The sequence below is a fragment of the Actinomycetospora rhizophila genome (assembly GCF_042657905.1).
Taxonomy (GTDB): Bacteria; Actinomycetota; Actinomycetes; order Mycobacteriales; family Pseudonocardiaceae; genus Actinomycetospora; species Actinomycetospora rhizophila.
In genome coordinates this window covers 98,303-118,250 of record NZ_JBHSKG010000003.1, presented here as the reverse complement: position 1 = coordinate 118,250, position 19,948 = coordinate 98,303, and the positions used below count along the sequence as shown (strand labels likewise).

Sequence of the window (19,948 nt, the reverse complement as noted above, 5' to 3'; positions counted from 1 at the left end):
GGTCAGACCCGGAGGAGCTCCCCGAGGATCTCCTCGAGCCGGCGCGCCTCGATGAGGAACGCGTCGTGCCCGAACGGCGACTCGATGCGCCACACCTCGCCCGCGCCCGGGATCAGGGCGGCGAGCTCCTCCTGCTGGTGCAGCGGGTAGAGCCGGTCGGACACCGACCCCGCGACGACGGTCCGCGCGGTCACGCCGCCGAGCACCTCGGCCAGCGACCCCCGCCCGCGGGCGATGTCGTGGCCGTTCATGGCCCGGGTGAGCTCGACGTAGCTGCCGGCGTCGAAGCGGTGCACGAGCTTCTCGGCGTGGTGGTCGAGGTAGCTCTCGATGGCGAAGCGCCCGTCGCCCTCGGGGTCCTCCCCCGGCTGCGGGCGGCGCGCGAACCGCGTGTCGTACTCCTCGGCCGTCCGGTAGGTGTTGTGCGCGATCCGCCGCGCGACGCCCAGGCCGCGGTGCGGGCCCTCGCCGCGGGGCAGGTCGTGGTAGTCGCCGCCGTGCCAGCCGGCGTCCTCGCGGATCGCGGCGATCTGCGGGGCGGCCCAGGCGATCTGGTCCGCCGACGCGGCCGCCGGCGAGCACAGCAGCAGCAGCCGCTCCACCCGCGACGGGTACATGACGGCCCACTCGAGCGCGCGCATGCCGCCCATCGACCCGCCGAGCACCGCGGCCCAGCGGTCGATGCCCAGCGCGTCGGCGACCTCCGCCTCGACGACGACCTGGTCGCGCACCGTCGTCCGCGGGAACCGCGACCCCCACGGACGCCCGTCCGGCGCGGGCGTCGACGGGCCGGTGGTGCCCTGGCAGCCGCCGAGGACGTTGGGCGCGACGACGAACCAGCGGTCGGTGTCCACGGTCCGCGCGGGTCCGATCAGCCCGGACCACCAGCCCGGCGTCGGGTGGCCGAGCCCCGCGTCACCGATGACGTGGCTGTCGCCGGTGAGCGCGTGCAGCACGAGCACGGCGTTCGACCCGTCGAAGCGGCCCCACGTCTCGTACGCCACGCGGACGTCCGGGATCGTCTCGCCGCTCTCCAAGGTGACGGCGCCGATGTCGAGGAAGAGCCGGTCGCCGACCGGGTCCCCCTCCCGCCACGCACCGGTGGCGGGAGGGAGCACGCTCACGGTCGTGCCGGTCACGCAGCCAGATCTCTCACTGGGCAGCCTTCGCCGCGGTGAAGCCCGCCTCGAGGTCGGCCTTGAGGTCCTCGATGTTCTCGATGCCGACGGCGAGGCGCACGAGGCCCGGGGTCACGCCCGCGGACTCCTGCTCGTTCTCGGAGAGCTGGCTGTGCGTCGTCGACGCCGGGTGCGCGATGAGGCTGCGGACGTCGCCGATGTTCACCAGCTGCGAGTGCAGGCTGGTGCCGTCGACGAACGCGCGCCCGGCCTCCACACCGCCGCGCAGGTCGAACGACACGATCGCGCCGGCGCCGCGGGGCAGGTACTTCTTCGCCGCCTCGTTCCAGGGGCTGGAGGGCAGGCCGGCGTAGTAGACGCGCTCGACCTCGTCGCGCGCCTCGAGCCACTCGGCCAGGGCCTGGGCGTTCTGCACGTGGCGCTCGAGGCGCAGCGAGAGCGTCTCGATGCCCTGGATGATGAGGAACGCGTTGAACGGGCTGATCGCCGCGCCGGTGTCGCGCAGCAGCTGCACGCGCAGCTTGGCGGCGTAGGCGCCCGGGCCGAGGGCCTCCCAGTACTTCAGCCCGTTGTAGCTGGGGTCGGGCTCGGTGAAGCCGGGGAAGCGGTCGCCGTGCGCGCCGAAGTCGAACGTGCCGCCGTCGACGACGACCCCGGCGATCGTGGTGCCGTGCCCGCCGAGGTACTTCGTCGCCGAGTGGATGACGATGTCGGCGCCGTGCTCGATCGGGCGCAGGAGGTAGGGCGTCGGCACGGTGTTGTCGACGAGCAGCGGCACGCCGATCTCGTGCGCGACGCCGGAGACGCCCGCGATGTCGAGGACGTTCGAGCCCGGGTTCGCGATCGTCTCGGCGAAGAACAGCTTGGTGTTCGGCCGGACGGCGTTGCGCCACTGCTCGAGGTCGTCCTGATCCTCGACGAACGAGACCTCGACGCCCATCTTGGGCAGCGTGTAGTGGAACAGGTTGTACGTGCCGCCGTAGAGGCTCGGGCTGGACACGAAGTGGTCGCCGGCCACCGCGATGTTGAGGATGGCGGCCGTGGTGGCCGCGCTGCCCGACGCGAACGCGAGGGCGGCCACGCCGCCCTCGAGCGCGGCGACGCGCTGCTCGAGCACGTCCTGCGTCGGGTTCATGATCCGCGTGTAGATGTTGCCCGGCTCGGCGAGGCTGAACAGGTCGGCGCCGTGCTGGGTGTCGCGGAAGACGTACGACGTCGTCTGGTAGATCGGCGTCGCCCGGGCGTTCGTGGCGGTGTCCGGGGCTGCGCCCGCGTGGACCTGCTGGGTCTCGAACGACCAGCCGGTGCTCGCGTCGGTCATCAGGTGCTCTCCATCGTCGGTGATGTCGGATCGTGCTCGTCGTCGGGTGGGGTGCTGCCCCTCAGCGACACCGTTCGTCGAACGCGTCGACACGACGACTCGGCCAGAACCTCTCGAGATCGACCCGCACCACGGCGATGATCCTCCCGCCTGCCCGGCACGGGGCACAACACGACCCCCTCTCGGGGTCGCGACGGTTACGTACCCGTCCGTGGCGCCGCCGTCCCGTTGCTGGCAGCCTGCCAACGATGACGGCCTCCACGGTGGATCTCGGTGACCGCGAGTTCTGGGCCGCGCCCTGGGCGCGCCGCTACGAGGCGTTCGCGGCCCTGCGCGCCGACGAGGGGCTGCCGCGGTTCGCCGAGCCGGAGTTCCCGGGGTTCCCGGCGGGGCCGGGGTTCCGCGCGGTGACCCGGCACGCCGACGTCGAGCAGGTCAGCCGTCACCCCGACCTGTTCTGCTCCGGGCAGGGCGCGGTGTCGATCCTCGACCTGCCGCCCGAGGCCGGCGAGTTCTTCGGCTCGCTCATCAGCATGGACGCGCCGCGGCACACGAAGATCCGGCGCATCGCCGCGCAGGCCTTCACGCCCCGGCGCACCGAGGCGCTGCTGGACGACGTGACGCGCGTGGCACGCTCGGTGATCGCGTCGGCCCGCGCGAAGGCCCTGGCGGGCGACGGCTCGTTCGACCTCGTCGCCGACGTCTCCGCCCCGATGCCCCTGTTGATCATCTGCGAGATGATGGGCATCCCGGAGTCGCGGCGCGACGAGGTGTTCGCGCACTCCAACGTCATCCTCGCCGGCGACGACCCCGAGTACGTGACCTCGGACAACCCGCTCGGCGACTACCTCGCCGCCGGTGCCGGGCTCTCGGCGCTGATGACGGAGCTGGCGGCGCGGCGCGAGGAGTCCCCGGGCGACGACGTCACGTCGGCGCTGGTGCACGGGACGGTCGACGGCGAGCGGCTGACGCACCAGGAGGTCGCCTCGTTCTTCATCCTGCTCTGCGTCGCGGGCAACGAGACCACCCGCAACGCCATCACCCACGGCGTGTGGGGCATGCACCTCGACCCGGCGCAGTGGGAGGCGTGGTCGGGCGACGTCGAGGGGGTCACGCCGACCGCGGTCGACGAGGTCGTGCGCTGGGCCTCACCGATCAATTGGATGCGGCGGACGGTGGTCGCCGACACCTCCGTGGGCGGCGTCGACGTGGCCGCGGGCGACAAGCTGCTGCTGGTCTACGGGGCGTCGAACCGGGACGCCACCGTGTTCGCGGACGCGGAGGCCCTCGACCTGCGCCGCTCCCCCAACCCGCACCAGGGCTTCGGCGCCCACGGCCCGCACTTCTGCCTCGGCGCGCACCTCGCCCGCCGCGAGATCGCCGTGATGTTCCGGGAGCTCTTCGCGGGCATGCCCGACCTGCGCGTCGTCGGCGAGCCCGACCGCCTGCGCAGCATCTTCGTCAACGGCATCAAGCACCTGCCCGTCGCGCTGGCGAGCACCGACGCGGCGCGGGGTCACTGAGCCGGGGCGTGACGCCAGGATCGCCACGTGCTCGCCGTCGCGCCACGCCGGTGCCCGCTCGAGGCACGGGTGTATCAGCGTGGCGGCCACGCTGACGTCCAACGTCAGGAAAGCCGCCGGCTCGATTCTCGGCGGACGGGACGCGTGCGGGCGGGCGGCGCGACGCGGGCGGTGGCGCTCGCGGCGGCGCCGATGATCGTCGTCTCGGTGACGATCCCCGTCAGATCTGACCGGGATCGTCACCGAGACGGCGATCTTGCCGGTCAGCGCTCCGAGGACACGGGCGTGCGGGCGCGGCGGAGCATCCGGTGCCGCAGGGCGAAGGCCCCGAGGGTCGAGAGGATCAGCACGCCGACGACGGCGGGCGTGCCCATCCCGCCGGGCATGTTGTCGAAGGCGATGGCCTGGACATCGCTCGTCGTGGTCACCGGCGAGCCGGTGTTCTCGCCAGCGAGCGTCCGCAACGGGCTGCCGGGCGGCGCGAGGAGCAGGGCCGGGTTGGGGGTGCCGAAGTTCAGCAACGGCACGGTCGCGGCGAGCCCGCCGGGTGCGGCCGCCGCCGGAGCGACGAGCGCGGCGGGCGGGACGACGGCTACCGGCGGGCGGGCAACGCTGATCGGCGCTGCCGGCGCCGGGGCGACCGGCTGAGACGTGACCGAACTGGGGAGGCTTGCCGTCGTCGCGGTGGTCGTGGCTGTGGACGGCGGCGCGGGGTCGGGCTCGACCACCGTGGTGGAAGGTGGGTCGACGGCTGCGTCGCGCACCCCGGCAGCGACCTCACACACCCCGGTCAGTGCATTTCGGGCCAGGCCGGTGACGAGCGTCTTCGGCTGCTGCGTGTCCGGATCGATGCACTGAGTCGGGAGCAGATCGCCGATATCGATCGGGTCCGCCGACGCCGTCCCGGCACCGAGGGCCAGGGCGCCGATGAGGAGGGCACCGACGATCACGCTGGGGAGCAGGCGATCGGGACGAACGAGCATGTGCGGAACCCTTCGGCCGAACGGTGGTTCTCCGGGTGCACCCGGGTGGTCTGCGCCCTCATCGGCGTCCGGTGAGCGTCGTTACTCGTGAGTTGGTCGTGATGAGAAAGTGACTCGCTTCGGCCCAGCGATCCGGGCCGAACGGCCTCTCAAGTTGCTCCGTCGAAGTGGTTTGAGCAGCCCTCCCGGCGCTGCGCTCACCAGGCCAGCACACAGGCCCGACCGGGTGCCTCGGTCCTGCTCCGCGCTCCTCGCCGGTTGCGGTGCGTGACACTGATCGCATGAGCGGCGAGTCCCTGCGTCTGGAGTTCCGGCGCCAGGTGCGCGAGCGCGTGCTCACGACCGCCCACGAACACACCGTCGAGCGCGGCTGGGAGCGGGTGCGGGTCGGCGAGGTGGCCGTCGACTCCGGGGTGTCGCGCCCGACGCTGTACCGGGAGTTCGGCAACAAGGACGGTCTCGGCGAGGCCCTCATGACGCGCGAGGCCGAGCGGTTCTTCGCCGCCATCGGGCGCGCGCTCGCCGAGCACGAGGACATCGGGGACGCCGTGGCGGCCGCGACACGCCTGACCCTCGAGGAGGCCGCCGACAACCCCCTGCTCCTCGCCGTGCTCACCGGCAGCCGCTCGGGCGACGCCGGCCTGCTGCCGTTCCTCACCTCGCGCTCGGAATCGATCCGGGAGTCGGCCCGCTCCCTGCTCGCCACCTGGATGGTGCAGCGCCGCCCCGACCTCCTGCCGACGCTGGTCGAGGAGACCGTCGACGCCGTGGTCCGCCTCGTTATCTCCCATGTCGTCGCCCCCTCGCTCGACCCCGTCGACGTCGGGCAGCGCGTCTCCCACCTCGTGACCGCACTACTCCGAACGCCAAACTGAGACAAAATTTGGGTCTTGTTTCTGAGCGGGTCACATCGCACACTCGGTCGCGAGCCGTCGCGTCGAGGGAGACAGGCCCATGAGCACCACAGAAGTCACCAGCGAAGAACGCGCCGAAGGTGCACCCCAGCGCCCGTGGCGTGACCGCAAGCGCTACCTCTGGCCCCTGGCCACCGTGATGCCCGCGATGCCCTTCCTGGGCGCCGGGCTCGTGTCCGCCACCGGGTGGGCCGGCTGGTGGTGGGTCGGCCCGATGATCCTGTTCGTCCTGCTCCCGGCCCTGGACCTGATCTTCGGGGCCACCGACGACAACCCGCCGGAGTCCGAGCGCGAGCGCCTCGAGGCCGACCGCTACTACCGCTGGGTCACCTACCTGTTCCTGCCCGTGCAGTACGCGAGCCTCGTGTTCTGCTGCTGGGTCTGGGCCACGTGGGACCTCCCCTGGCACGCCGACCTCGGCCTCGCGCTGACGATGGGCGTCGTCTCGGGCGTCGCCATCAACACCGCCCACGAGCTGGGCCACAAGCGCGAGGACGTCGAGCGCTGGCTCTCGAAGATCGCGCTGGCCAGCTCCGCGTACGGCCACTTCTACGTCGAGCACAACCGCGGCCACCACGTCCGGGTCGCCACGCCGGAGGACCCGGCGAGCTCGCGGCTGGGCGAGGGCTTCTGGATGTTCCTGCCGCGCACCGTGTGGGGCAGCCTGCGCTCGTCGTGGCACCTGGAGTCCAAGCGCCGCTCGAAGGGCCGCCACACCCCGTTCGACCACGAGCTCCTCGTGGCCTGGGCGATGACCGTCGTGCTGTTCGTCGGCCTGACCGTCGCGTTCGGGCCGGTGATCCTGCCCTGGCTGGTGCTGCAGGCGGTCGTCGGGTTCACACTGCTCGAGGTCGTCAACTACCTGGAGCACTACGGGCTCAAGCGCGCGAAGCGCGACGACGGCCGCTACGTGCGCACCGACCCGCGGCACAGCTGGAACGCCGACCACACCGTGTCGAACCTGCTGCTCTACCAGCTGCAGCGCCACTCGGACCACCACGCCAACCCGCTGCGCCGCTACCAGACGCTGCGGCACTTCGAGGAGTCGCCGCAGCTGCCCAGCGGCTACGGCTCGATGATCGTCGTGGCGCTCTTCCCGCCGGTGTGGCGCGCGATGATGGACCGCAAGGTGCTCGCCCACTACGACGGCGACGTCACCCTCGCCAACATCCACCCCCGCAAGCGTGAGCGGTACCTCACCCGCTACGCCGCGGGCAGCGCACGGACATAGAACCGGCGACGCGCGTGTTGACGTCGTGAGTGAGCACCGCACCCGCTGACGCCCTCGACCCCGTCCGCCGCGGCCGGCTGTTCGCCGCGGTGGCCGGGGTCGTCGTGCTCTTCCTGGCCGCCTCGAGCGTCCCCTCGCCGCTCTACGTCGTCTACCAGGCGCAATGGGGCTTCTCGGCGGCGACGCTGACGGTGATCTTCGCGGTCTACGTGCTGTTCCTGCTGGCCTCGCTGCTGGTGGTCGGCGGGCTCTCCGACCACGTCGGGCGCCGCCCGGTGCTCGCCGTCGCCCTCGTGGTGCAGACGGCGGCGGTGGTGCTGTTCCTCGTCGCGACGAACACGACGATGCTGCTCGTGGCGCGCGCGGTGCAGGGCGCCGCGACCGGGGCGGCGATCACCGCGATGGCCGCGACGCTGGTCGACCTGCACCCGCGGCGCGCGGGTCTCGCCAACGCCGCGACGCCGTTGATCGGCCTCGCGCTCGGCGCGCTGGGCTGCGGGCTGCTCGTCGAGTACGCGCCGGCCCCCACTCGCCTGGTCTGGATCGTCCTGCTCGCCGGGTTCGCCGTGGTCGCGGTGGTGCTCGCCGTCCTGCCCGAGACCGCGTCCCGCCGCGCCGGCGCGCTGGCCTCGCTGCGCCCGCGCGTGCGCATCCCCGCCGGCCTGCGCACCGACGTCCTCGCGATCACCCCCACGCTCGCCGCGAGCTGGGCGCTCGGCGGGCTCTACCTGTCGCTGGGCCCGTCGGTGGCCGCCGAGCTGCTGGGCATGCGCAGCCACCTCGTCGGCGGCATCGTCGTCACCCTGCTCTGCGGCGTCGGCGCCGTGACCGCGGTGGTCGCGTTCCGCCGCTCCCCCGAGTCGCTGCTCGCACCGGCGGGCGGGCTGCTCGCCGCCGGCACCCTGATCACGCTCGCCGCCCTGGCGCTGGGCTCGCCGGTGGGGACCGCGGCGGGCACCGTCGTCGCCGGCCTCGGGTTCGGGTCCGCGTCGCTCGCCTGCTTCGGCACGCTCGCCCGCATCGCGGCACCCGAGACCCGCGGCGAGCTCATGGCCGTCGCCTACACGATCGCCTACCTGGCCTTCAGCGTCCCCGCGGTGATCGCGGGCGTCGCGACCGTCCAGGTCGGCCTGCGGCCGGTGGCCGAGGTCTACGGGCTGGTCGTCGTCGTGCTGGGCCTGACCGCGGTCGTGGCCCGGGCGCTCGTCGTCCGCTCGCGGCGCAGCGCCGCCCGGGAGCGCGTCGAGGCCTGAGCCGGTGTGGAACGGGCGCGCAGCGAGCACCCTCCCCCGCGCACGACCACCCCACGAGAGGACCCCGCATGCCGAAGCCCCCGCTGCCCGACGAGGTCCAGCAGCTGCTGGCCCGCCCCAACCCCAGCGTCATCACCTCGGTGCGCGGCGACGGCCAGCCCGTCTCCGTCGCGACCTGGTACCTCTGGGACGACGGTCGGGTGCTGGTGAACATGGACGCGCAGCGCAAGCGCGTCGAGTACCTGCGCAACGACCCGCGCGCCTCGATCACGATCCTCGCCGAGGACGACTGGTACACCCACGTCAGCATCCAGGGCCGCGTCGTCGAGTGGGCCGACGACACCGACCTCGCGATCATCGACCGCGCCTCGAAGCACTACACCGGCGACCCCTACCCCATCCGTGACCGCGCGCGCGTCGCGGCGTGGATCGAGGTGGACCGCTGGCACGGCTGGGGCCAGGTCAAGGCCTCGGACGTCCCGGACAACGCGGGCTGATCGGGTTCCTCCGGTCACCCGATCGGCACGCGCCGTCGCGTGGTTAGGGTTGCCTGGGTCGGGGCGGGACCGCCACAGCGGTCCCCACCCCGGCCCAGCCGCGTCGCGACGGAGGTGGGAGTGACCCTCGCCCGTGGGTCCCGGACGGGTCTGGAACCCGTCCACGCATCGGTCCTGGACACGGTCGGTACGACACCGCTGGTGGCGCTCGGCCGGATGTTCCCCCAGCCCGGGGTGCAGGTGCTCGCCAAGCTCGAGCTGATGAACCCGGGCGGGAGCATGAAGGACCGCTCGGCCCGCTACATCGTCGACACCGGGCTCGCCGACGGGTCGATCCCGCCGGGCAGCCGCCTGGTGGAGTCGAGCTCGGGCAACTTCGGTGTCGCCGTCGCCATGGTCGCCCGCCTGCACGGGCTGGCCTTCACCTGCGTCGTCGACCCGCACGCGAGCCCGGCCAACGTCGCCATCATGCGCGGGCTGGGGGCCGACGTGGAGTCCGTCGACGAGCCCGACGAGGCCGGCGGCTACCTGCACACGCGCCTCGCCCGCGTGCACGAGATCCTCGCGACGACGCCCGACACCGTGTGGATCAACCAGTACGCCAACGACCGCAACTGGCTGGCGCACTACCACGGCACCGGCTCCGAGATCGCCGACGCACTGCTCGTCCCGCCGACGCACCTGGTCGGCGCGGTGTCCACCACCGGCAGCCTGCTCGGCTGCGCGCGGCGGCTGCGCGAGGTGTGCGACCCCCTCGAGGTCGTCGCCGCCGACGCCGTCGGCTCGGTGATCTTCGGCGGCCCGGGCGGGCGGCGGGAGCTGCCGGGGCTCGGATCGAGCCGGGTCCCCGAGCTGCACTCCCCCGACGAGATCGACCGCGTCGAGGCGGTGGACGACGCGACCGCCGCCGAGGCGTGCCGCGAGCTGCTCGCCAGCGAGGCGATCTTCGCCGGCGGGTCGACCGGCGCCGTGGTCACCGCGGTGCGCCGGGTCGTGCGGGACGTGACGCCGCCGGCGCGGATCGTCGCGATCTTCCCCGACCGCGGTGACCGCTACCTCGACCGCGTGTGGGACGACGCCTGGCTCGACCGGGCGCGGGCCCGGCGCGTGGCCGCCCGCCCGGTGCGTCGACGCCCGATGAGCACCACCCGATGAGCGCCGCGCGATGAGCACCGTCCGATGAGCGCGGCCCGATGACCGACGCCCGCACGCTGGTCCTGCGCGACCTGCTCGACGCCGCCGTCGCCGAGGACGTCGCCGGCCTGGCGGGCGCCTCGCTCGGTCCCGGCCCCGAGGGGCGCCCCGGCACCTGGCTGCGTCACCGCCTCGCCGACGGGGGCTGCATCGCCTGGCGCGCGCGCCCGGGCGGGGTCGTGCAGCGCACGCGGTACGTCGACGGTCCGGTGCTCGTGGGGATGCCGTTGCGCGAGGTCACCGACCCCGCCGAGGTCGTGGCGCTGCTCGCCCCGGACGCGCCGTGCCTCGACGTCGTCGCCCGCGACCTCACGACCGCCGTCGAGCACACCGTGACCGACCCCGGGCCCTCCGGCGAGGAGCGCGCCGCCGCCCGCGGGCGCCCGTTCCACCCCACCGCGCACGCCGTCGGCGGCTGGACGCGCGCCGACCTCGACCGCTGGGGCCCGGGCCGGCCGGTGCCGCTGGACTGGGTGGCGGTGCGGCGCGACCACGTGCGGCACGGTCGTTCCGCCCTCGATCTCGGGGACGCCCCGGAGGCCCCGGACGGCTACGTCGCGCTGCCCGTGCACCCGTTCGACCGTGAGCACGTGCTGCCCGTCGCGTTCGCCCGCGAGCTCGCCGACGGCGTCGTCGTGCCGCTGGCGCGTGGCGTCGGGACGGGCGTCGCGACGGCGTCGCTGCGCACCCTCGACCTCGGCGGGCAGCGGCACCTCAAGCTGCCGCTGGGGGTGACGACGCTCGGGTCGGCGCGGCTGCTCGGGGCCCGCTCGCTCGACCACGGGCAGCGCGGCGAGCAGGTCCTGCGCCGCGTGCTCGCCGTCGACCCCGGGCTGGCTGCGCGCGTGGACGTCGCCGACGAGACGTCGTGGTCGGGGTTCGCGAGGCCCGACGGCAGCGACGAGTTCCACGACCGTCCCGGGCACCTCGCGGCCGCGCTGCGCCGCCTGCCCCCGCCGGCCGGGACGCGCCGGGTGCCGCTGGCGGCGCTGGCGTTCGAGGGCGCCTCCGCGGCGCTCTTCGCGTCGGTGACCGAGGCCGTCGTCGAGGTGGGGATCGGGTTCCTGCGCCACGGCGCCCTGCCCGAGATGCACGGGCAGAACGTGCTGCTGGACCTGGACGGTGACCGGGTGGCGCGCATCGTGCTGCGCGACCACGACGCCGTGCGCGTGCACCCCCGCTGGCTCTCGGTGCCCGACCCCGCCTACCGGCTCGCGCCCGGCGGCACGCAGTCGCTGCGCCTCGACACCCCGGGCGCGCTGATCGGGTTCTTCGCGACGCTGGCCCTCGAGGTGGGGCTGGGCGGGGTCGTCGACGCGCAGGTGCGCGCGACGGGGCGGCCGGAGACGCACTGGTGGGCGGTGATCCGCCGGGCCGTCGAGGACGCGGTCGGCGCGACGCGCACCCCGGTGGTGCGCAGCACGCTGCACGCCGAGCTGCTCGACGCCGACACCTGGCCCTACCGCTCGGTGCTGCGCCCGCTGCTCGAGCGCGGCCCGTCGCGGGGCACGAGCATGCCCGCGGGCGTCGTGCGCGTGCCGAACCCGCTGCGGGCGGTGCGGTGACCTCGCCGGTCGACGTCGCCGCGGCCCTGGCCGCGGCCGGCCCCGTACGCGCGCGGGTCCTGACCCAGCTCGTCGAGTCGCTGGTGCTCGAGGACGCGGTGGACGTCGACGGGGACGGCGGGCCCGGGACGCGCGCGGGACCGTTCGCGCTGACGTTCGTCCGCACGCCGTCGTTCGGGCGGGTGCGGCTGACGGGGCCGGTGACGCGCGACGGCGCGGCCGTGACGCCGGGCGAGTTCCTGGCCGGGGCGCCGATCCGCGCCGACCCGGCGTGCCGGGCGCGGCTGGGCCGCGAGCTCGCGGCGACCGTGCTCGGTGACGCGCTGGCGGTGCGGGCGCGCCCGGACGGGCCGCTGGACCCGGACGCCGGGCACGACGTGCTCGAGGCCCTGACCGCCGACGGGCACCGCTACCACCCGGCGTACAAGTCGCGGATCGGGTTCGGGGTCGAGGACCTCCACGCCTACACCCCGGAGTTCGCCCCGACCGTGCACCCGGTGCTGCTCGACGCCGACCCCGCGCTGGTGTCGGTCGTGGCGTCCGCGGGGCTCGACCCGGCGTCGGTGTGGAGCGCGCCGGCCGGGCGGGTCGGCGTCCCCGTGCACCCGTGGCAATGGGACCACCACGTGGCGGTGACGCACGCCGACGCCCTGGCGTCCGGGGCGCTGCGGGTGGTGGGGCCCGGCGCGCCCCACCGCCCGCAGGCGTCGATCCGGACGCTGGCGCGGACCGACGTCCCCGCGGCGCCGTCGGTGAAGCTGCCCCTGGCGATCACCAACACGTCGACGTCCCGGGGCCTCGCCCCGCACACCGTCCGCAACGCCGCGCCGATCTCGGACTGGCTGGCGGGGATCGTCGCCGGCGATCCGGTGCTGGACGAGAAGGCGCGGGTCGTCGTGCTGCGCGAGATCCTCGGCGTCACCGTCGAGCCGGGGCTGGGCGCGATCTGGCGGGAGAGCCTCCACGGGCGCCTGCACCCCGCCGAGCGGGCGGTGCCGTTCCCGGGGCTGACGTCGCGCTCGCCCGCCGGGGTGCCGCTGATCGACCCGTGGATCCGGGCGCAGGGGGCGCGGGCGTGGACCGAGCGGCTCGTGACCGCCACGGTGCTGCCCCTGGTGCACCTGCTCGTCGTGCACGGCGTGGCGCTCGAGGCGCACGCGCAGAACATGCTGCTCGTGCACTCCGGCGGGCTGCCGACGCGCGTGGCGCTCAAGGACTTCCACGACGGGGTGCGCTTCTCCCGCGACCTGCTGGCGGCGCCCGGGCCGGCGCTCGAGGCCCCGCCGGCCGACCACCCGAACGCCAACTCGTTCCTGGAGACGTCCGACCCGGCCCTCGTCACCGGGTTCCTGCTCGACTGCCTGTGCTTCGTGAACCTCGCCGAGATCGCCTACCTGCTGGCGGGCGAGTACGGGTTCGCCGAGGAGGAGTTCTGGGCGGTCGCGGCGCGGGCGGTCCGTGACCACGCCGCACGCCACCCGGGGTTCCGGGAGCGCCTCGCGGTGTTCGACGTCTTCGCGCCGACGGTCGAGATCGAGAAGCTCGCGACCCGCCGCCTCTGGCCCGACACCGAGCTGCGCGTGCACGCCCTGCCGAATCCCATGCTTCGCTCGTGAGTGGGATGGGTCGCCCTGGCGACCCATTCCACTCACGTGGCCGTCAGGCCATCAGCCCCACGGTCCGGAACATGCCGGCCGGGTCGTACTCCTCGCGGACCCGGGTCAGGAAGGCCGCCGTCGCGTCGTCCCACAGCGGCCCGAGGCGCCCGCGCGAGCCCAGGCCCTGGAAGTTCGGCAGCCCGCCGACCGTCCAGGGCCGCATCGCGTCGACGACCGCCTTCGTCGCCGCCGGGGCGATCGCCGCCACCGGCGGGAACATCGGCGCCAGGGCGTAGAGGCTGAACCCGGCGTCGCGGCCCGCCACGGCGTCGTGGGCCCGGTCGGGGCGACGGGCGATCGCGCCGCCGAGCTGGCGGAGCTCGGCGATGATCAGCGGGGTCTCCACGCCCGGCCCGGCCACGGTCAGCAGCGCGTCGACCGCCTCGGCCGGCAGCGTCGCCAGCGTCGCCGAGTCGTCCCAGACCGGCATCGGCTCGGTCGGGTCGGCGTGGACCGCGTCGATGGCGGCGAACGGCATCTCGTCGACCATGTCGGCGATCGGCGTGGCCACCGCCCGCATCGGCGCGAGCAGCGCGGCGCCCTCCTCGGCCGTGCCGAGGTGGGCGAAGCGCAGGTGCGCCACGAAGGCGCCCTGCAGCGGCGGGGGCAGCGAGGGGTCCGGGGGCAGGCGCAGCAGCGCGACGGAGGTCGACGCGTCCTCGGGCAGGGTCGCGATCCACTCGCGCCAGGTGTGCAGGACCTGCGGCGACGCCTCACCGGGGAAGAAGATCCCGCCGCCGTAGAGGCGCGTGATCGGGTGCAGCGCGACCTCGATCTCGGTGACGACGCCGAAGCCGGCCTTGCCGCCGCACAGGGCGTCGAACAGGTCCGGCTCGCGGGTGGCGTCGACATCGCGCTCGATGCCGTCGGCGGTGACGATGCGGATGCGGCGCACGTTGTCCGCGCCGGTGCCGAGCGCCCGGGACAGGGGCCCGTGCCCGCCGCCGAGGCAGAAGCCGGCGGCGCCGACGCCCGACGAGGAGCCGCCGACCGGGGCGAGTCCGTGCGGGACGGCCGCGGCGATGACCTGCTTCCACTGCGCGCCGCCGCCGACCACCGCGGTGCGGGTGGCCGGGTCGACGCGCACGTCGTCGAGGTGGCGGGTGGAGATCAGGACCGAGCCGGCGAGGTCGGTCACCAGCTGGTGCCCGGTGGCCTGGACGGTCACCGCGCGGCCCTCCTCGCCCGCCCATCTGACCGCGGCCACCACGTCGGCGGGACTGCGGGCCTCCACGACCATGTCGGGGCGTGGCGTCACGGTGGTCACGAAGGGCGCGACGGCGGCGGCGTAGGCCGGGTCGGCCGGGAGCAGGGCGGGGGCGGTGATCGACGTGGTCACGATGGTTCCTCTCGGGGTGTGGACGGGGTCAGCGGCCGGCGGTGGCGTCGATCTCGACGGCCATGCCGGGGACGGGGAGGCGGGCGACCGCCAGGAGGGTGGTGGGCGGGGTGGCGCCGGCGGCGTCGAGCCGCTCGGTGACGGCGCCGTACGCGGCGAGGGCGGCGTCCATGTCGGTCACGTGGACGACGAGGCGGGTGACGTCGCGCAGGTCCATGCCGCCGCGGGCCAGCAGGTCCTCCACGTGGGCCATGGCGAGCGACATCTGCGCGGACATGTCGCCCTCGTGCAGGAGCTGCCCGTCGACATCCAGGGAGCCCTGACCAGCCACGGTCAGTAGCCGGGCGGGCGCCGGGCGGAGCTGGGCCCGGTCGGCGTGGAGGGCCGCGTCCCAGGACGTCGGGTTGATCCGGAGTGGCGCGCTGAGCTGCGGGACCGTCATGCCGGGAAGCGTGCGCCGGTGATCGGCGCCGGCCCATCCCAGCGCGCTGGTGTCTGCCCACCCCAGGAATCTGGGATGCCCCGATCGTCGCAACACAGGCTACAGTGCGTGACATGACCGCGGTGAGCGCCGAACGCGTGCGCACGCAGATCGACGGGCTCGCGAGCGCGGGCCTCGACTGGCCGACGTTCGGGGCCGCGGCGATCGAGACCCTCCGCAAGGCCCTGCCGTTCTCCGCGGCGTGCCTCGCGACCGTCGACCCGGCGACCGAGCTCGTCACGGCCACCGTGAAGTGGGGCGACGTCGACGACGAGCACGACCTGCAGTGGTCCTACCACGAGTACGAGGTCGACGACGTCTACGACTTCCGCGCGGTGTCCCGCCGCCCGGGCGCGGTGGCCACGCTGGCCGCGGAGACCGGCGGCGACCCCACCCGCTCGCGACGCTTCGCCGAGATGTTCTCCCCGATCTGGGACTACTCCGACGAGCTGCGCGCCGGCCTCGCCGCGGACGGGGCGACGTGGGGCGGGATCGCCCTGTTCCACCAGGGCGGGCGGACGTTCACGCTCGCCGAGCAGGAGTTCGTGAGCTCGGTGGCGCCGGGGTTCGCGCGCGGGCTGCGCAGCGGGCTCGTGGTGGGCGCGGTCGACCTCGCCGCGGCGGGCGAGGCCGGCTGCCCCGCGGTGCTCGTGGTGGGCGCGGACGACGAGGTGGTGCAGGCCAACGTCGGTGCCGAGGCGCGCATCGCCGACCTCGGCGGCGGGCCGCTCGGCGACTCCCCGCTGCCCCAGGTGGTGTGTGCGATCGTCGGCGCGGCCCGCCGTCGCGCCTCCGACCCGACCGCCGCCGTGCCCCGGGCCCGGCTCCGCTCGCGGACGGGACGCTGGCTCGTCGCGCACGCGTCGCCGCTGCTGAGCCGGGACGGTTCGGGCACCGACGTGGTCGTCACCCTCGAGGACGCCCGGCCGCCCGAGGTGATCCCGCTGATCGTCGCCTCGTACGGGCTGACCGGCCGCGAGCGCGACGTCGTCGCCCTGGTGCTCGCGGGCGTCGACACCGCGGACGTCGCGGCCCGCCTGCACCTCTCGGCGTACACGGTGCAGGACCATCTCAAGAAGATCTTCGCGAAGGTCGGCGTGCGCAGCCGCCGCGAGCTCATCGCGCAGATCTACAACGACCACTACGCCCCGCACCTCGTCGAGGGCGGTGCGCTGGCCCCGTCGGGGTGGTTCGCCTCCTAGTACGTGAGCACTTTCCGGGGCTATAGGCCCGGAAAGTGCTCACGTAGCGCAGGGCACACTGGCGCCACGTGAAGGGGCTCTTCGTGGCGACGCCGTCGCCCGCGCTGGTCGAGATGGTCGGTGCCGCCGGGTACGACGTGGCGATCCTCGACGCCGAGCACGCGCTCGTCTCCCCGGACACGCTCCAGGAGATGATCCGCGCCGCCGAGGTGTCCGGGGTGGCGCCGTGGGTGCGGGTGCCCGAGCACGACCCGGGCTTCGTGCTGCGCGTGCTCGACGCCGGCGCGACGGGGATCGTCATCCCGCACGTGCGCAGCCGCGCCGACGTCGAGGCCGTCGTCCGCGCCGCGCGCTACGCCCCCGACGGCATGCGGTCGCTGAACTCCGGGCGCATGGTCGGCTACGGCCGCACCGACCTCGTCACCCACGTGACGACGGCCAGGCCCACGATCGTCGCCATGATCGAGGACGCCGAGGCGCTCGAGGTCATCGACGAGATCGTCACGACGCCCGGTCTGGACATGGTGCTCGAGGGCGCCGCCGACCTGTCCCAGTCGCTCGGCGTGCCGTGGCGCACGCGGCACCCGCGCGTCCGGGCGGCCGTCGACACGGTGCACGCGGCCTGCGAGAAGGCCGGTGTCAGGTTCTGCGCCATCCCCCGCGTCCCCGCCGACCACGCCCGCTGGCAGGCCCGCGGCGTCACCGACGTCGTCCTCGGCGAGGAGCGCTCCCTGGCCGTGCGGGCCTTCCGCACCCATGTGAGCGAGATTCCCGGCTATAGCCGGGAATTTCGCTCACATGACGAGGTGATCGCCGCCGCCGTCGAGGCCCCGGAGCCCGTGTGCCTGTTCTCCTACGACCTGCGCGCGCTGCGGGACCACGCGCGGGCGGTCGTGGACGCCCTGCCCGACCGGTGCCGCATGTTCTACGCGGTGAAGGCCAACTCCGACGAGCGGGTCGTCGCCGCGCTCGACGGGATCGTCGCCGGCTTCGAGGTCGCGTCCGGAGGCGAGCTGCGGGTGGTCGGCGACGCCGCCCCCGACGCGTCCGTGCTGATGGGCGGCCCGGTGCCGACCGACCAGGAGCTCGCCGAGGGCGTCGCGGCGGGGGTCACGAGGTTCCACGTCGAGAGCGTGCTCGGGCTGCACCGGCTCTCCGACGCCGCGACCGCCGCCGGGACCACCGCCGACGTCCTCCTGCGCGTCAACCTCGCCGGCCCGTTCCCCGCGGCGACGATCGCCATGGCCGGGCGTCCCACCCAGTTCGGGATCGACGAGGCCGCCCTGCCCGCCGCCGTCGGCGCCGTCGCCGACCTCCCCGGCCTGCGCCTGGCCGGCTTCCACCTGCACTCGCTGTCGAACAACCTCGACCCCGCCACCCACCTCGCGATGCTCGCCCACTACCGCGACGCCGTCCTGGGCTGGGAGGAGCGCTACGGAGTGCGCGCGGAGGTCGTGAACGTCGGCGGGGGCATCGGCGTCGACTACGCGGCGCTCGACCGGCCCTTCGACTGGCCCGCCTTCTGCCGCGGCCTCGCCGAGCTCCTGGAGACCTTCCCCGCCCGCTGGCGCGAGATCGACTTCGAGTGCGGGCGCTTCCTCGTCGCCCGGTGCGGGGTCTACGCCGCCGAGGTCCTCGACGTGAAGCACACCCACGGGCACGCCTACGCCCTGCTGCGCGGCGGCACCCACCACTTCCGCCTGCCCTCGTCCTGGGCACACAGCCACCCGTTCCGCGTCGTGCCCGTCGAGGCGTGGCCGCCGGGCCGCCCGCGCCCCGAGGTCGCCGGCGAGGAGGTCACGGTGTGCGGCGAGCTCTGCACGCCCAAGGACACGCTGGCCCGCGCGCCCGTCGAGCGTCTGCGGGCCGGCGACGTCGTCGTGTTCGAGGCGGCCGGCGCCTACGGCTGGGACATCTCCCACCACGACTTCCTGCGCCACCCGCACCCCGAGCGCGTCTTCCTCGCCCCCTAGCTCGCCTGGCGCTGCCCGTCGATCTTCCAGATGCCGTCCTCCTGGACCAGCCGGAACACCGTGCGCTCGTCGACCTCGCGCCCGTCGGCGTACCGGTAGGTCACGGTCGCGTCGACCTCGTTGCCGCCCGCGGGCGACACCGCGCGCACGGTGACCTGCGAGATCGTGCCCCAGAAGCCGCGGTAGCCGTCGAACCCGCCCGCAGTGCCCTGCTGGAACGACGGCGTGAGCCGTTGCCAGCCCTCGTCGAGCCGGTCCGGGATGAGGCCGTAGTAGTCGATCACCGCCTGCTGGCGGGCCTGGTCCTCGGGGCTGCCGGCGAGCCCCGAACCGCCCCCGGCCCCGCCCTCGGTGGCTGCGCCGCCGGTGCCCGCGCCCGACGTCTCCGGCGCGGCCTCGCCTCCGGCCTCCGGCGCCGCGGTGCTGCCCGGCACCGAGGCGCCGGGCCGGTCGCCGGTGGTCCCGAGCAGCGCCGCCACCACGACGACACCGACCATCACGACGACCGCCGCCACCGCGACGACCCACGGCCACCGGCGCCGCCGCCCGCCCTCGTCACCCTCCGACGTCGCCGGGGACACCGGGGACACCGGGGACACCGGGGCGGGCTCCGGGACGGGCGCGGTGGTCGCCGGCCGGGTGTCGGGCGCGGGCGGCGGCGCGGCGGGCGCGCCGGGGCCGGGTCCGGCGCCCGCCGGCGGCCGCGACGGTGCCGCCACCATCGCCGCGGCCCGCGGGGGCTCCGGGGCGGGCGGTGCCGGCTCGGGGGCGGGCGGCGCCGGCTCCGGGCGCGTGAGGAACGGCGTCACCGGCCCCTCCTCGGTGCCGGCGTCCGCGGCCACGAGGCGGGCGAGCTCGTCGCGGGCCTGGTCCATCGTCGGACGGCGCTCGGGCTCGGGGCGCAGCAGCGCCTCGACGAGCGCGGTGATCGCGCCCCGGTGCTGCGGCGGGGCGTACTCGCCGGACGCGACACGGTGCAGCACGGCGAGCGGGTTGTCGCCGGTGCCGAAGGGCGGGGTGCCCTCGAGGGCGGTGTAGAGCGTGGAGCCCAGCGAGTACACGTCGGAGCGGAAGTCGGCGGTGCCGCCGCGGGCGACCTCGGGCGCGAGGTAGGCGGGGGTGCCGGCCATCATCCCGGTCGAGGTGAGGGTGACGTCGTCGACGGCGCGGGCGATGCCGAAGTCGGTGACCTTGACGAGCCCGTCGTCGGCGAGCAGGACGTTGCCGGGCTTGACGTCGCGGTGCACGATCCCGGCCTCGTGGGCCGCGGCGAGCGCGTCGGCGACCTGGCGCCCGAGCCGGGCCACGCGGTCACCGACGAGCGGCCCGTGGGCGACGAGGACCTCGGCGAGGCTGCGCGAGGCGAGGTACTCCATGACGAGCCACGGCCGGCCGTCGTGCTCGACGACGTCGTACACCGCGATCGCGTGCGGGTGGTGCAGCCGGGCGATCATCCGGCCCTCGCGGAACACCCGGCGGTGCGCCTGCTCGCGCGCCGCGTCGTCGGCACCCGCCGGCAGCGAGACCTGCTTGAGCGCGACCTCGCGCTGCAGCCGCTCGTCCTCCGCCCGCCACACGACGCCCATCGCGCCCTGCCCGACGCGCGTGCGGACGCGGTAGCGCTCGGCGATCAGCTCGCCCTCGTCGGCCACCCGCCACCCCTCGCCTCGAACCG

Annotated in this window: 16 protein-coding genes; 10 read left to right on the top strand and 6 right to left on the bottom strand. The window is 74.8% G+C overall.

The genetic code is table 11. The features are described 5' to 3' along the window. Positions 1-2 precede the first annotated feature (2 nt). Complete coding sequence (gene metX / locus ACFPK1_RS08010) at positions 3-1,139, bottom strand: homoserine O-acetyltransferase MetX (RefSeq protein WP_378020396.1); 1,137 nt, start codon at positions 1,137-1,139, stop codon at positions 3-5. Positions 1,140-1,152: 13 nt separating this feature from the next. Next, positions 1,153-2,460, bottom strand: a complete 1,308-nt coding sequence (locus tag ACFPK1_RS08005) for a bifunctional o-acetylhomoserine/o-acetylserine sulfhydrylase (protein ID WP_378020395.1) — start codon at positions 2,458-2,460, stop codon at positions 1,153-1,155. A gap of 248 nt (positions 2,461-2,708) precedes the next feature. Here ACFPK1_RS08005 and ACFPK1_RS08000 point away from each other — a divergent pair, with 248 nt between their 5' ends. After that, complete coding sequence (locus ACFPK1_RS08000; protein WP_378020394.1) at positions 2,709-3,983, top strand: cytochrome P450; 1,275 nt, start codon at positions 2,709-2,711, stop codon at positions 3,981-3,983. A 263-nt stretch (positions 3,984-4,246) separates the two neighbouring features. Here ACFPK1_RS08000 and ACFPK1_RS07995 read toward each other — a convergent pair whose 3' ends face one another. Then, positions 4,247-4,966 (bottom strand): hypothetical protein, encoded by a 720-nt coding sequence (locus ACFPK1_RS07995; RefSeq protein WP_378020393.1) that lies wholly within the window; start codon positions 4,964-4,966, stop codon positions 4,247-4,249. Between the two features lie 281 nt (positions 4,967-5,247). On the opposite strand from ACFPK1_RS07995, the gene ACFPK1_RS07990 reads away from it, so the two are divergent. The 7 genes from ACFPK1_RS07990 to ACFPK1_RS07960 all read left to right on the top strand — a co-directional run bounded on the left by ACFPK1_RS07990 (position 5,248) and on the right by ACFPK1_RS07960 (position 13,236). Next, positions 5,248-5,841, top strand: coding sequence for a TetR/AcrR family transcriptional regulator (locus tag ACFPK1_RS07990; protein WP_378020392.1), 594 nt, complete (start codon positions 5,248-5,250; stop codon positions 5,839-5,841). A 79-nt stretch (positions 5,842-5,920) separates the two neighbouring features. Beyond that, on the top strand, positions 5,921-7,111 hold the full coding sequence (locus tag ACFPK1_RS07985) for an alkane 1-monooxygenase (protein ID WP_378020391.1): 1,191 nt from the start codon (positions 5,921-5,923) through the stop codon (positions 7,109-7,111). A 29-nt stretch (positions 7,112-7,140) separates the two neighbouring features. Beyond that, complete coding sequence (locus tag ACFPK1_RS07980; protein ID WP_378020390.1) at positions 7,141-8,364, top strand: MFS transporter; 1,224 nt, start codon at positions 7,141-7,143, stop codon at positions 8,362-8,364. Between the two features lie 68 nt (positions 8,365-8,432). Then, positions 8,433-8,861 (top strand): TIGR03618 family F420-dependent PPOX class oxidoreductase, encoded by a 429-nt coding sequence (locus tag ACFPK1_RS07975; protein ID WP_378020389.1) that lies wholly within the window; start codon positions 8,433-8,435, stop codon positions 8,859-8,861. Between the two features lie 114 nt (positions 8,862-8,975). Further along, positions 8,976-10,016 (top strand): 2,3-diaminopropionate biosynthesis protein SbnA, encoded by a 1,041-nt coding sequence (gene sbnA, locus ACFPK1_RS07970; RefSeq protein WP_378020388.1) that lies wholly within the window; start codon positions 8,976-8,978, stop codon positions 10,014-10,016. A 38-nt stretch (positions 10,017-10,054) separates the two neighbouring features. Continuing rightward, complete coding sequence (locus tag ACFPK1_RS07965) at positions 10,055-11,620, top strand: IucA/IucC family protein (protein WP_378020387.1); 1,566 nt, start codon at positions 10,055-10,057, stop codon at positions 11,618-11,620. Then, on the top strand, positions 11,617-13,236 hold the full coding sequence (locus ACFPK1_RS07960) for an IucA/IucC family protein (RefSeq protein WP_378020386.1): 1,620 nt from the start codon (positions 11,617-11,619) through the stop codon (positions 13,234-13,236). Before ACFPK1_RS07965 ends, ACFPK1_RS07960 begins: the two co-directional genes overlap by 4 nt. 43 nt (positions 13,237-13,279) lie before the next feature. Here the strand turns inward: ACFPK1_RS07960 and ACFPK1_RS07955 are convergent, their stop codons facing one another. Beyond that, positions 13,280-14,617, bottom strand: coding sequence for an FAD-binding oxidoreductase (locus ACFPK1_RS07955; protein ID WP_378020385.1), 1,338 nt, complete (start codon positions 14,615-14,617; stop codon positions 13,280-13,282). 28 nt (positions 14,618-14,645) lie between these two features. Continuing rightward, a complete protein-coding gene (locus tag ACFPK1_RS07950; RefSeq protein WP_378020384.1) occupies positions 14,646-15,059 on the bottom strand; it encodes a RidA family protein in 414 nt (137 codons plus the stop codon). A gap of 113 nt (positions 15,060-15,172) precedes the next feature. On the opposite strand from ACFPK1_RS07950, the gene ACFPK1_RS07945 reads away from it, so the two are divergent. Both ACFPK1_RS07945 and ACFPK1_RS07940 read left to right on the top strand, forming a co-directional pair. Then, on the top strand, positions 15,173-16,300 hold the full coding sequence (locus ACFPK1_RS07945) for a response regulator transcription factor (RefSeq protein WP_378020383.1): 1,128 nt from the start codon (positions 15,173-15,175) through the stop codon (positions 16,298-16,300). A 68-nt stretch (positions 16,301-16,368) separates the two neighbouring features. Continuing rightward, the gene (locus ACFPK1_RS07940; RefSeq protein WP_378020382.1) at positions 16,369-18,273 is read left to right on the top strand and encodes an aldolase/citrate lyase family protein; all 1,905 of its coding nucleotides are present in this window, start codon (positions 16,369-16,371) and stop codon (positions 18,271-18,273) included. Here ACFPK1_RS07940 and ACFPK1_RS07935 read toward each other — a convergent pair. Further along, positions 18,270-19,925: a serine/threonine-protein kinase gene (locus ACFPK1_RS07935; RefSeq protein ID WP_378020381.1), complete on the bottom strand. Its 1,656-nt coding sequence runs from the start codon at positions 19,923-19,925 to the stop codon at positions 18,270-18,272. The genes ACFPK1_RS07940 and ACFPK1_RS07935 overlap by 4 nt on opposite strands. Positions 19,926-19,948: the final 23 nt, after the last annotated feature.